Raw genomic sequence first — 13,411 nt, forward strand, 5'->3', positions numbered from 1 at the left:
CGCGAAAAAGCCGGCAGCAACGTGCAGTTGCTGCCGGCTTCGCTGTGCTGGGGCTAGAACTCGAAGTCGCCGAAGTCCCCGCCGGCGCCACCGAGGAAGTCGCCGAACATGCCCTCGGCCTGACCACCGAGCTGTTCCCCTGCGCCGGCCACGGTTGCGCCCAGGCCATCGGCCATGGAACCGAACTCTTCGCCAATGCCGGCGAAGCCGTCAAGCAACGGCCCGGCAATGGCGGTGCCGATGAATGCTCCTGCCACACCGCCGAGCAAGCCAACGCCCAGGCCGCCGGCCGCACCGGCAGCCATGCCCAGATCCCGGCCCCTGCCGCCAGAGCCCAGGAGCTTGTCCATGAATCCGGGACGCGAGATTTCCGCACGCGTGGCCGAACGGGCCAGGTCCCGCGGATCCTGGGTCCTCGGACGCTCCGCCGGCGGCAGCTGCTCGTTCAGTTCATGGTGCAGCAGTTCGCGCTGCTGCGGGGTCAGCCGGGCAAAGGCTTCGGCGTGGGCGCGTTCCATATCCTGCGGCGGAGCGGTGCGCAGCATGTAGCGGTACTTCTCGATCGCCGCCTGGTCCTCGCGCGAAGGCGCTGCGGCCTGAGGATTGCCATAGCCGCGGTTGCCGTAGTCCTGTCGCTGCGGCTGCTGGTAGCCGCCAGGGTTCTGCTGGTAGCCGCGCTGGTCGCGATCATAACCGCGCTGATTGCTGGTGGAGCTGCGCTGGCTAAGCTGTTCACGGACGTACTGGCCAGCCATTTGCTTGCCCTTGCGCAGCAGCTTGTCGAACATGGACATGAAATCGGCCTCCTAGGCATTGCGGGCGCGGTACGCAGGGGCACCGCTCTCACATCATTAAACTCCCCAGCAGTGCTCCTTGTTCCCCGCATTAGACGATTCTCATCTTCGCTTCGCTCAGCGCAGGCTCTGGGTTCAGCGCAGGCTCTGCATTCAGCGCAGGCTCTGGGCTGGGCACCGGCTGCTTCGCGGCATCCGTGATCCGGGCCAGCAAGTCGGCTGCCACGGACACGGCGATCACCGCCGGCTGCTTGCCTCGCACCTGGTCGATCCCGATCGGGCACTGGATCGCTGCGATCTGCTCGTCGCCGAAGCCGCTGGCACGCAGATTCTTCTGGAAGCGCGTCCACTTGGCGCTGGATCCAATCAGCCCGATCGACCCCAGCCCCCGATGGCGCAAGGCGGCATCGCACAGGTGGAAATCCTCGGCATGGTCGTGCGTCATGATCAGCACGTGCGATCCCTGAGGCAGGCAGCTGAGCACCTGCTCCCCGATCACGGCCACCGCCGAATGGATCCGCGCCACGCTCGATTCAAGGGCCGGCAAGTCCTCCAGGAATTCCGGGCGCGAATCAACCAGATGCAGCTCCAGGTCATGGCGGGAGAGAATGCGGGCCAATTCCATGCCCACATTGCCCACCCCGAAGATCGCCACCGTGGCAGGAACCGGCAGGGGTTCTAGCAGCACCGTGATCTCGCCGCCGCAGCATTGGCGCCCGAACTTGGCCGGGGCCTTGTCGCTGAGCTTCATGCTGATGCTCTGCGGCTGGCTCTCGCCTTGGGCGATCATCTGCCTGGCCCGTTCCATGGCCGCCATTTCCAGGTTGCCCCCGCCGATGGTCCCGAAGATCTCCTGGCTGGCGATCACCATCTTCGCGCCCGCCTCGCGCGGGGCATGCCCGCGCACCGCGGTGATGGTGGCCAGCACGCCCGGACGCCGCTCATTGCGCAGTGCGGTGACCGCTTCAATCCACGAGCGCATGGCTACTGCCCCTTCCGCACCGATTCAATCGCCCAGAACACCGCTTCCGGAGTCGCCGGGGAAGCCAGCGGCACCGAACGCCCGGAGGGGCCGAACGCGGCAATGGCCTGCCTGATCGCCTCGCGCACCGAGAAGGCGAGCATCAGCGGCGGTTCCCCCACGGCCTTGGAGCCGTAGACCGCGCCTTCCTCATGCGCCTTGTCCAGCAGGCTCACGTTGAAGACCTCGGGCATCTCGGAGAAGCTCGGGATCTTGTAGGTACTCGCGGCTTGGGTGGCCACCCGTCCGCGGCCAGGGCCATCGGAAGTGTCCCACCGCAGATCCTCCAGGGTCAGCCAGCCGGCACCCTGCACGAACCCGCCCTCGATCTGCCCCAGATCCACCAGTGGCGAGAGGGAGTCCCCCACATCATGGACGATGTCCACGCGGCGCAGCACATAGGAGCCGTCAAAGCGGCTGACTTCCACCTCGCTGGCCGCCACCCCGTAGGCGAAGTACTTGAACGGGCTGCCGGTCATCCGCGACAAGTCCCAATGCAGCCCTTCGGTGCGGTAGAAGCCCGCGGCCGAAAGCTGCACCCGCTGGAAGTACGCGGCATTGACCACTTCTTCCCAGCCCAGCGATCCACTCTTGCCCAGCGCGGTGACTTGGCCGTCGCTGAAGCGGACATCATGCGCCGGAACCCCCAGTTTGCCGGCGGCCACCTGCGCGAGCCGGTCGCGGATCTGCTCGCATGCATCCTTGACCGCGCCGCCGTTCAGGTCGCTGCCCGAACTGGCGGCGGTGGCCGAGGTATTGGGCACCTTGTCGGTGCGCGTCGGCGAATTGCGCACCTTGGACAGCGGCACGCCCAGTGCGGTGGCGGCCACCTGCAGCATCTTGGTGTGCAGGCCTTGGCCCATTTCGGTGCCGCCGTGGTTGACCAGCACCGAACCGTCCTTGTAGACCAGCACCAACGCGCCGCCCTGGTTGAAGGCGGTGAGGTTGAAGGAAATGCCGAATTTCACCGGGGTCAGCGCCAACGCCCTTTTGGCGTGCTCATGCGCGGCGTTGAATTCAGCGATCTGCTCCTCGCGCGCGGCGATATCGGCCGAGTCGAGCACCTGGTTCCAGGCGGCCTCCAAGCGCTCGGGATGCCGGACCGGCTGGTAATACGGGGTGTCCTGGCCTTCGGTGTAGAAGTTGCGGCGGCGCAGTTCCCGGGCGTCCAATCCCAGCTGCGGGGCCACCCGGCCCAGGATGTCTTCCATGACCAGCATGCCCTGAGGACCGCCGAAGCCGCGGAACGCGGTCTGCGAGGTCTTATGGCATTTGGCGATGCGCCCGTTGACCCGGATGTTCGGGATCCAATAGGAATTGTCGATATGGCACATCGCGCGGGTCAGCACCGGTTCGGACAAGTCCAGGCTCCACCCGCCGTCAGCGGTCAGCTGCGCCTGGAGCGCCAGGATCCTGCCCTGCGCGTCAAAGCCGATTTTCCAGGTCGCATGGAATCCGTGGCGCTTGCCGGTCATGGTCATGTCCAAGGTGCGGTCCAGCCTCACCCGCACCGGCCGTCCGGTGAGCACCGCGCCGAGCGCCGCCAGTGCGGCATAGCCATGGGGCTGCATTTCCTTGCCGCCGAAGCCGCCTCCCATGCGCAATACCTGCACGGTCACCTCGTGGGCGCCAACTCCCAGCACATGCGAGACGATGTCCTGGGTCTCGGTGGGATGCTGGGTGGAGCAGTGGACCATGATCTGCCCGCTCTCATCCACCATGGCCAGCGAGTTCTGGGTTTCCAGGTAGAAGTGCTCCTGCCCGGAGAACTCGAAGTCGCCCTCGAAAACATGGGCTGCCTGCGCGAAGGCTGCGTCCGGATCACCCTTGGAGATCTCGGGCTGGATGCCGTGGAAGCTCTTGGCCGCGATCGCGTCCTTGATGGTGATCAGCGAGTCCAGAGCCTCGTACTGAACGCTCACCGCCTTGGCCCCGGCCTTGGCAGCTTCCAGGTCTTCGCCCAGCACCCACGCCACCGGCTGGCCGAAGAACATGACCTCGTGAACCGGGAGCATCGGCTCGTCGTGCTTGGCGCCCTGGTCGTTGACCCCGGGAATGTCTTCCGCGGTGATTACCCGGACCACCCCGGGAACCTGCTGCGCCGCACTGGTATCCAGGCCCAGGATTTTCGCATGGGCGCAGGTGGACTGCACCGGGTAGGCATGCAGGATCCCGGCCAGGCGCTGGGCCATGTCGTCGGTATACAGCGCGGTGCCGGTGACGTGCGCGGCGGCGGATTCGTGGCGGTGGCGCTGGCCGACCACCGGAGCGTCGGGGCGTTGGGATAACTGGCTCATGAGTTCTGCTCCTTTCCTGCTCCCGAGCGGCTCGCGAGCTGCTCGGCGTAGAACCGTTCAAGCGATGAGGCCAGCATGGCCTTGCGGTAGTCCGCGCTGGCCCGGTGGTCATCCATCGGGGTTCCTTCTTGGCCCATGGTGTGCGCGGCGGCCCGGATGGTGTCCAGGTTCCACGGTTTGCCTTCCAGCATGGCTTCGGTGGCCACGGCGCGCAGCGGGGTCGCGGCCACGCCGCCCAGCCCGATCCGCGCCTTGGCGATCACGCCGTCGACCACCGTGACCGCGTAGCCGATGGCTACCGAGGAGATGTCGTCAAAGCGCCGCTTGGAAATCTTCTGGAAGCTGGTCAGTTGCGCCAGCGGCAGCGGGATGCGGATCGCGGTGATCATTTCCCCCGGCTCGCGCACGGTCTGCCGGTAGCCGGTGAAGTACTCCGCCAGCGCAACCACCCGGTTCCCCTTGGTGCTGGAGAGCACCAGCTCGGCTTCCAGCGCCAGCAGCGCCGGAGGGGTGTCGCCAATGGGCGAACCGGTCCCCAGGTTCCCGCCCATGGTGGCGCCATTGCGGATCAGCCGCGAAGCGAACTGCCCGAAGAGCTTGCCCAGCAGCGGAACCTGCCCGTCGAGCTTGCGTTCCAGCTCGCTCAGCGTGCAGCCCGAGCCCAGTTCCAGGTATTGCTCGTTCCAGTGGATCTGGCGCAGCTCGGGCAGCCGGTCGATGGCCAGCACCGAACGGGCGCGGGCGCCCTTGATGTTGACCTCCACGCCCCAGTCGGTGCCGCCGGCCAGCAGCACGGTGTCCGGTTCGTCTGCCAGGATCCCCAGGGCCTGGTCCAGATCCGCGGCCCGGCGGAAACGACCCGGCTCTCCGGTGGGGGTATCGGCGCGCTGGATGTCGGTGGCCAGCGGCGCCGGGGCGCTTCGCTGCGCCCGGGCGGCCAGCGGGTCATCCGGCCCGGGGTCGCCCAGCGCGTAGGCCGCGTCGCGGATCGGGCGGTATCCGGTGCACCGGCACAGATTGCCCGACAGCGCGTGCAGGTCGAATCCATTGGGTCCGCACTCGTGCTCCCCGCCATCCTCCGCGCTGACTGCGGGGTTAGCGGTTCGCTCGGGGCGGTAGTATTCGGCGGCCATGGAGCAGACGAATCCGGGGGTGCAATAGCCGCACTGGGAACCTCCGCGGTTGGCCATCTCTGCTTGCACCGGGTGCAGGTCCGCGACGCTGCCCAGCCCTTCGGAGGTGATGACTTCCTGGCCGTCCAGCGCTGCGGCCGGCAGCAGGCAGGCATTGACCGCAGTCCACCTGCTGCCTTCCCCGTCGCTGCGGGCTACCAGGATCGAGCAGGCGCCGCATTCGCCCTCGGCGCAGCCTTCCTTGCATCCGATCAGTTGCTGCCCGCGCAGGAAATCCAGCGCGTTGGTATGCGGCGGCCCGTCGAATTCCCGGACCGTTCCGTTGACGGTAACCAGGCATTTTGTCTCTTGCGTTGCCTCGGCGCTCATGCCGCTGACACCTCCTGCGCCCGGGTATCGGCAGGCGCACCATGAATGAATTGGATGATGGTCGGGAAACTGGCGCCCTGCCGGCCTTTTCGGGCTCGTCCAAGGTGCCGCCGCGTGCTGCGGCGCGATCAGTCTCCGTGCGCGATCTGGCCCTTGGACCAGGCGATGCATCCGCCCATGATTACCCTCCAGAATTCGGATCATCCAAATCCGTTCAACCGCCGAGGTGAGCCAGCTCACCTCGATGGATCCTTACTATAGCCCGGATCGACTCAGGCCAGTAGGGCCGTGATGGGCCCTCGTGCGAAGTACACCAGGAAGCCCAGCGCCACCACCCACAGCAGCGGGTGGATCTTGCGATACCGGCCGGCCGCGGTGTTCACCACGACCCAGGCGATGAACCCGGCACCAATGCCATTGGCAATGGAATAGGTCAGCGGCATGGTGATCAAGGTGAGGAACGCCGGCATGGCGCTGGAGAACCGCTTGAAGTTGATTTCGCGGATCTGCGCGCACATCAAGGTGCCTACCAGAACCAGTGCCGCGGCAGCCACCTCGATGGGAACCACCGAGGTCAGCGGCGTGAAGAACATCGAGCCCAGGAACAGTACCCCGGTGATCACCGATGCCAGCCCGGTGCGCGCTCCTTCCCCGATGCCGGCGGCCGAATCCACGTAGACGGTATTGGAGGAGGACGAGCCCATGCCTCCGGCCACCGCGCCCAGGCCCTCGACGACGAACGCGGCCTTCAGCCGCGGGAAGGTGCCGTCCTTGCGGGCCAGCGAAGCATTCTTGGCCAGTCCGGTCATCGTGCCCATGGCGTCGAAGAAGTTCGTGAACACCAGGGTGAACACCAGCATGGTCGCCGCCAGCGCGCCGATCCGGCCGAAGGAGCCGAACAGGTCGAATTCCCCGGCCAACGACAGGTCCGGCAAGGAGACGATATTTCCCTGCAGCACCGGCATGTTCAGGTGCCAGCCGTGCGGGTTATCCGCGCTTGCCGGCCCGATCCTGAAGACCAGCTCGGCGATCACCGCCAGCACCGTGGAGATCACGATGCCGATCAGGATCGCGCCCTGCACCCCGCGGGCCACCAGCGCGCCCATGATCAGCAGGCCCACCACGAAGACCATGGTCGGAAGCGAGACGATCGACCCGCCATCGCCCAGCTGCACCGGAGGCCCGGCCGCGGTGCGGGTGACGAAGCCCGAGTCCACGAAACCGATGAAGGTGATGAACAGCCCGATGCCCACCGTGATGGCGGCCTTCAGGTCCTTGGGGATGGCCCGGAAGATCGCGGTACGCACCCCGGTCATCCCGAACAGGACGATCAGCACGCCGTTGATCACCACCAGCCCCATGGCCTCGGGCCAGGTGACATCCTGGATCACCGAGACGGCCAGGAAGGAATTGATCCCCAGCCCGGCGGCCAGGCCGAAGGGCAGGTTGGCGATGAGCCCGAACAGGATGGTCATGATCCCGGCGGTCATGCCGGTCATGGCACCGACCTGCGCGGCCGGGAGCCAGTTGCCGGCCACATCCACGGGTGCGGCGTCGGCGCTGAATCCGCCGAGGATCAGCGGGTTGAGGATCACGATGTAGGCCATCGTGAAGAAGGTGACGATCCCGCCGCGCAACTCCCGCGCCAGCGTGGACCCGCGTTCGGTGATGCTGAAGAACGCATCCAGGATGCTGCCCGGCCCGCCCGGACGGCGCGGGTTCGCACCGCGCTGCGCGTCCTGGGGCCCGGCTCGCAAGCGACTTGTCGTGGTCATGGTCCCGGGCCTTCTAGTAGTCGGTCCGGGATTCTTGCGAATCCCATGCCTGGAACGGCTTGAGGTGCTCGTTGCTTTCGGACTGGAAGCAGTTCACCGGCATCAGCGAGCGGTTGGATTTTGATTCGAAGTATTCGTAGAACACCGCGTCGTCGAATCCGGCCGCGGCTGCATCGTGCCGGTTGGCCGCGAAGAAGACCTTGCCGATGCGGGCCCACAACGAGGTGGCCAGGCACATCGGGCAGGGCTCGCAGCTGCTGTAGAGCACGCAGCCGCTCAAATCGAAGGTCCCCAGCGCGGCGGCCGCGGTGCGGATGGCCACCACTTCGGCGTGGGCCGACGGGTCGTTGTTGGCCGTGACCCGGTTGACGCCCTCGAACACCTGCCCATCGGCCGTGACCACGACGGCGCCAAAGGGCCCGCCGGCATTCTGGACATTTGTGGTGGCAATATCGATGGCCATCGAAAGATAGTCTTGGCCAGTGGTAGTAACGCTCATCGCGTGGCTCCTCATGCTTTGGACAAGACCACCGCAGCGCGCTGCTTGGCGCTAGTTACCGGTTGCGCTTGTCACCTGAAATCGATCAGTTGCATGCCCGGTAGATAGCGACCCATTTGGTGGGTGCCCGCCATAGACAGCTACGAGATTATCAGTGGATTGTGACGCAGGCAACACTTCTTTTGAAATCACTTTTTCGCATCATGAACAAAAAGTAGCCGTGTTGCTGCTAATCCCGTCTCCCACTAGCAGCTATCCCCGAGGCGCGCACCTTCCCCGCCAGCGCCACGAATCCCGGAGCTGGACTCTTGCCGCGGCGCTCGAGTTTCCAACACGTTACAGCCGCCTATCGGCGCCCCGATTCCCCGGGTGAATTTAAGTTCCCTTCGGCGCAACAACCTGAGCACCTAGGCGAAATACCTCTTTGAGAAGCTCAGATGCATCAAGTGTTAGAGAAGGGATCGGGTAACGTGAGCGCACAGCTAGAAGCATCTGACACATCGCAGGCACTGCAGGTCCAGCCGGGACGCTGGGTCAGCAATTGGACCCCAGAGGATCCAGAATTCTGGAAGCGCACCGGATCGGCGGTAGCCAGCCAAAACCTCAAGTGGTCCATCTTCGCCGAGTTCCTCGGATTCAGCGTTTGGCAGCTTTTCGCCATCGTCGTGGTCTATCTTCCGGTGGCCGGATTCAACTACAGCACCACGCAGCTGTTCTGGCTGATCTCCATCCCGAGCCTGGTCGGAGCGACCCTGCGCATCCCCTACACGTTCATGGTTGCCCGTTTCGGCGGACGCAACTGGACGGTGATTTCCGCATTGCTCCTGCTGATTCCGGCGGGCGGCATTTCCCTGGCGTTGTCCGATCCGTCCACGCCGTTCTGGGTCATGCTCAGCCTTGCGGCGCTGACCGGCTTCGGCGGTGGAAACTTCGCCTCGTCGATGGCTAATATCACCTACTTCTACCCTGCTTCCCGCAAGGGTTGGGCCCTGGGCCTCAATGCCGCCGGCGGCAACCTTGGAGCGGCGGTCGCCCAGCTGCTCGTACCGGTAATTGTCACGGTCTTCGCCGCCGGCGCTCTGCAGCTTCCGCTGGCAGGGATGCTCTGGATCCCGTTCATTCTGCTGTCCGCGTGGGGTGCCTGGAAATACATGCACAATCTGACATCGGCACGCTCAGATATTCGCGGCGCAATTGCCTGCCTGAAGGTAAAGCACCTGTGGATCATCTCCGCGCTGTATGTGGGAACCTTCGGCTCCTTCATTGGATTCTCGGCAGTATTCCCCAAGCTGATTGTTGACACCTTCCCTGGATACGCAGCATTGCCGTTGGGAACCGCAACCATCACCCTGGCCTTCCTCGGCCCGTTGGTCGCTTCACTGGCGCGTCCATACGGTGGCAAGATCGCTGACAAACTTGGCGGCGCACGCATCACCGTGGCTACCTTCGCGGCCATGGCCTTGATTACCGGTGCGCTGGTGCTCAGCCTGCCCCGGGCCAACTTCTGGGTATTCCTCTTCCTGTTCTTGCTGCTCTTCACCGCAAGCGGCATCGGCAATGGCTCGACTTATCGCATGATCCCTGCAGTTTTTGCCCTGAATGACGAGGGAAAGCGGGCAGGCCAGGTGGATTCTTCGCGCAAGGCGGCCGCAGCGCTCGGTTTGATCTCGGCCATCGGCGCCTACGGCGGCTTCCTGATTCCCCAGGCTTTGGGCCTGTCCATATCCAGCACCGGCGCCTACACCACGGCATTCATCATCTTCATCGCGGTCTACCTGCTGCTCATGGCCACTGCATGGTTCACCTATGCACGGTCCGGAACCCGCTTCGCCCAGCACGGAGTCTAAGATGACCGACACGCATTGCCCCTACTGCGCCCTGCAGTGCGGCATCACCCTTGAACCGAACCCACAGGCCGATAGCTCGGAACCTGTGAGCCTGAAAGGCCGCGACTTTGAAACCAACGGCGGGGCGCTGTGCCGGAAAGGGTACAGCGCCGCCACGCTGCTCGCCCACCCCGAACGCCTGCAGGCACCCCTGCTCCGCCAGGCCGACGGAAGCTTCGCACCGATCGACTGGCAGCAGGCACTGGATCTGGTTGCCGAAAAGGCGCTGGGCATCCGCGCCGAATCCGGGGCTGACGCGCTAGCAGTCTTCGGCTCCGGTTCGCTGACCAATGAAAAGGCCTACCAGCTGGGCAAGTTCGCGCGGCTGGCCCTGGGTACCTCGCGCATCGACTACAACGGCCGGTTCTGCATGTCCTCGGCTGCCGCCGGCACCAACCGCGCCTTTGGCTTGGACCGGGGCCTGCCCTTCCCGCTGGCTGATCTGGATAGTGCCGGGATGATCCTGATGCTCGGTTCCAACGTGGCCGATACGATGCCTCCTTTTGTCAGGCATCTGTCCGGGGCCCGTGAAAACGGCGGCTTGATAGTGGTTGATCCGCGGCGTTCTGCAACAGCCAAGCTCTGTGCCGATGATGCCGGCTGGCACCTGCAGCCTACCCCGGCCACCGACCTTCCGCTGCTGCTGGGATTGGCCCATGTGCTGGTGGCCGAGTCCTTGGCCGATACCGGCTATCTGGCCGCCCGCACCAACGGTTTCGACTCATTGAAAGCTTCACTGGCCAGCTGGTGGCCAGAACGCACCGCCAAGGTCACTGGCGTCCCTGCCGAGCAGATCCGGCACACCGCCAGGGCTCTGGCGCATGCGGCCAGCGAGGCGAAAGCCGGCGGCAAGCCGGTCTATATCCTCACTGGCCGCGGCATTGAGCAGCATTCCAACGGCACCGATACAGTCACCGCCGCGATCAACCTCGCACTGCTGCTCGGCTTGCCCGGAACCCTGGCCGGCGGCTACGGCACCATCACCGGCCAGGGCAATGGTCAGGGCGGTCGGGAACACGGGCAAAAGTGCGATCAGCTTCCCGGTTACCGCAAGATCACCGACCCGGACCACCGTGCGCACGTTGCCCGTGTCTGGGGTGTGGACCCGGAGATCATCCCCGGTCCCGGGCTTCCTGCCGTTGAGCTTTTTGACGCGCTGGGCACCCCAACCGGTCCGCGCATGATGATGATCCATGGGGCTAACCCGGTGATCTCCGCACCCGATGCGTCACGCGTGAGCCAAGCCCTGGCCAGCTTGGATTTCCTGGTGGTCTGCGACTTTTTCCTTTCAGAGACTGCAGCCCAGGCGGACCTGGTCTTGCCGGTGCTGCAATGGGCTGAAGAAGAAGGCAGCATGACCAACTTGGAGGGCCGGATCTTGCGCCGCCGCGCTGCCTTGGCGGCGCCAGGAAATGCGCGCAGCGAACTGTGGATCCTCTCCCAGCTCGCCCAACGCCTGGATGCTCCCGGCCATTTCTCCCCCGATGCCCAAGAAGTCTTCGAAGAACTCAAATTGGCTTCAGCCGGTGGCCTGGCGGACTACTCGGGGGTGCGTTGGGATGACCTTGATGCCGGGGCGGCCATCTACTGGCCATGCCCGGAAGGCGCCGGGATCAACAGGCAGCCCGGTGCGCGCAACGGCACCCCGCGCTTGTTCCTCGACGGCTTCGCGCACCCGGATCGGCGCGCCCTGCTCACACCGGTCCACTCCCAGGTTCCGGCTCGGGTTTCATCCGCGGTATCGCTTGTCACCGGCCGCTTGCTGGAGCATTACCAGTCCGGTGCGCAGACGCGGCGCGTAGCCGAACTGGAGCAGGCCGCGCCGGAACCCCTGCTTGAAATCCATCCGGCCACTGCTCGCGCCCATCAGATTTCCCATGGCCAACGGGTCTTGGTCAGCAATGAGCGCGGGGATGTCATCGCCCGTGCCAAGCTGAGCGCCGACACCCGCTTGGATACGGTCTTCCTGCCCTTCCATTATCCGAAGTCAGGCACCGCTAACCTGCTGACCGAGGCGAGGGTCGACCCGATCAGCGCGATGCCGGAATTCAAGCATGCCCATATTTCCCTGCGCCCGGTGGAAGAGGAATCATGAACGAGCAACGCCCGCAACGCATCGTCATCATCGGCTTCGGCCCCGTCGCTGCATCCCTCGTCGAAGGGCTGCTCCCCGCAGCGGCGGCCGGCCATTGCGAAATCACCATCATCAGCGCCGAAGAGCATCTGGCCTACAACCGCGTGCTCCTTGCCGAGCTGGCAGTAGGCGCCGCCGAGTTCGGGCATTTGGGCATGGTGGATCCTCAACGATTGGCTGAGGCGGGAGTAGACGTGCGCTTGGGCGTGCAGGCTACCGGCATCGAGCGTTCACGCCGCAGGGTCCATCTTCAGGGCGATGGGCATGTTTCCTACGATCGGCTGGTTTTCGCCACCGGTGCCCGGGCCGTGGTCCCGACGCTCAACGGCCTGAACTTCGATCCGCATGCTGATGCTTCCCTGCCAGCCGGGGTCTTCGCCCTGCGCACGGTGGATGATGCCCATCAGCTTCGGGAATCGCTCGGTCATGGCCGGCGCATCTTGATTCTCGGTGGCGGCGTTTTGGGCATCGAAGCGGCCCTGGCCATTGCCACCACCGGGGCGCAACCCGTGCTGGTGCACCATGGTCCAGCGCCTTTGGGCCGCGTCGTGGATGCAGACGGCGGAGCGTTGCTGAGGCGCAATCTGCGCGAAGCCGGTGTCGAGGTGGTCTCAGCGGCCAAGGCGACCGGCATCCAGAAAGACGCGCATGGCTTTGCCGGGCTGGTGACATCCACCCACGGTCTAATTGAGGCCGATGCCTTGCTTGTTTCCACCGGCGTGAGAGCCAGGATAGAACTGGCTGCGGGCTGCGGGCTGCCGGTTGGCCGTGGCATCAAAACCGATGAATTCCTTTGCGCAGATACCGAGCAACGAATTTTCGCGCTGGGAGACTGCGCCGAAGTTGCCGGGCAGCCGCCGGTCGGCTTGCTCGCCCCGGGATGGGCCCAGGCGGCGTGGTTGTCCCGGTACTTCTCGCAGCTAGTTGGTGCTGCTTCCCCCGAACCGCTTCCTGCACCGGACTTCTCCGCCTCGGATGTAATCATGCTCAAGGGCCAAGGCATCGAGCTGGCCGCCGCTGGCGATATCAGCGCAGGCTACTGGGACGAAACCGGCCTGCAGGCAACCGTCTATGCGGACCCTGCGCGCGGGCGCTACCTCAAAATCGTCACCCGCCAGGATGCGGTCACCGGATTCTTGGCCATCGGCTTGGCTCAAGCCAGCGCCGAACTCGTTCTTGCTTATGAGCGGTCAACGGCGTTGCCAGAAGACCGTTCGGCCCTGCTGCGCCTGGATGATCCGGCAACAGATCAAATCGCGGCTATCCCTAGCGATGATGATCAGCTGTGCCGCTGCTCGGGTGCTACCTATGGCCAGGTAGGCCATGCGGTGGACGCTGGATGCACCACCGTCGCCGAGGTCGGCGAGAACTGCCGTGCGGGCACCGGATGCGGCGGGTGCAAGTCAAGGATCGAAGAGCTGCTGGCCAAGGCTCCTGCCCTGGCGAAATGATTCCAATGGCGGTCGGCTTCCAGCGAGCTGGCCGCCCTTGCCTCTGCCCCGG

The 13,411-nt window shown here is 65.1% G+C and carries 9 protein-coding genes; 3 read left to right on the plus strand and 6 right to left on the minus strand.

The annotated features are described in order from the left end of the window. Positions 1–53 precede the first annotated feature (53 nt). The 6 genes from ACRDT3_RS05645 to ACRDT3_RS05670 form a co-directional block, all read right to left on the minus strand. Complete coding sequence (locus tag ACRDT3_RS05645) at positions 54–794, minus strand: hypothetical protein (RefSeq protein ID WP_431492053.1); 741 nt, start codon at positions 792–794, stop codon at positions 54–56. A gap of 91 nt (positions 795–885) precedes the next feature. Further along, positions 886–1,776: a xanthine dehydrogenase accessory protein XdhC gene (gene xdhC / locus ACRDT3_RS05650; protein ID WP_431492054.1), complete on the minus strand. Its 891-nt coding sequence runs from the start codon at positions 1,774–1,776 to the stop codon at positions 886–888. Between the two features lie 2 nt (positions 1,777–1,778). Further along, positions 1,779–4,112, minus strand: coding sequence for a xanthine dehydrogenase molybdopterin binding subunit (gene xdhB / locus ACRDT3_RS05655; protein WP_431492055.1), 2,334 nt, complete (start codon positions 4,110–4,112; stop codon positions 1,779–1,781). Beyond that, the gene (locus ACRDT3_RS05660) at positions 4,109–5,614 is read right to left on the minus strand and encodes a xanthine dehydrogenase small subunit (protein ID WP_431492056.1); all 1,506 of its coding nucleotides are present in this window, start codon (positions 5,612–5,614) and stop codon (positions 4,109–4,111) included. The genes xdhB and ACRDT3_RS05660 overlap by 4 nt, the downstream gene beginning before the upstream one ends. A 272-nt stretch (positions 5,615–5,886) precedes the next feature. Beyond that, positions 5,887–7,389 (minus strand): NCS2 family permease, encoded by a 1,503-nt coding sequence (locus tag ACRDT3_RS05665; RefSeq protein WP_431492057.1) that lies wholly within the window; start codon positions 7,387–7,389, stop codon positions 5,887–5,889. A 13-nt stretch (positions 7,390–7,402) separates the two neighbouring features. After that, positions 7,403–7,888, minus strand: a complete 486-nt coding sequence (locus ACRDT3_RS05670; protein WP_431492058.1) for a nucleoside deaminase — start codon at positions 7,886–7,888, stop codon at positions 7,403–7,405. Between the two features lie 437 nt (positions 7,889–8,325). Here ACRDT3_RS05670 and ACRDT3_RS05675 point away from each other — a divergent pair, with 437 nt between their 5' ends. Genes ACRDT3_RS05675 through ACRDT3_RS05685 form a run of 3 tightly spaced genes read left to right on the plus strand, consistent with a single transcriptional unit; the run spans position 8,326 to position 13,359 of the window. Next, positions 8,326–9,735: an MFS transporter gene (locus ACRDT3_RS05675; RefSeq protein WP_431492059.1), complete on the plus strand. Its 1,410-nt coding sequence runs from the start codon at positions 8,326–8,328 to the stop codon at positions 9,733–9,735. Position 9,736: 1 nt separating this feature from the next. Next, on the plus strand, positions 9,737–11,869 hold the full coding sequence (locus ACRDT3_RS05680; protein WP_431492060.1) for a molybdopterin oxidoreductase family protein: 2,133 nt from the start codon (positions 9,737–9,739) through the stop codon (positions 11,867–11,869). Next, positions 11,866–13,359, plus strand: a complete 1,494-nt coding sequence (locus ACRDT3_RS05685) for an FAD-dependent oxidoreductase (protein ID WP_431492061.1) — start codon at positions 11,866–11,868, stop codon at positions 13,357–13,359. The genes ACRDT3_RS05680 and ACRDT3_RS05685 overlap by 4 nt, the downstream gene beginning before the upstream one ends. The last annotated feature ends 52 nt before the right edge of the window (positions 13,360–13,411 follow it).

The organism is Glutamicibacter sp. (assembly GCF_050701915.1).
Taxonomy (GTDB): Bacteria; Actinomycetota; Actinomycetes; order Actinomycetales; family Micrococcaceae; genus Glutamicibacter.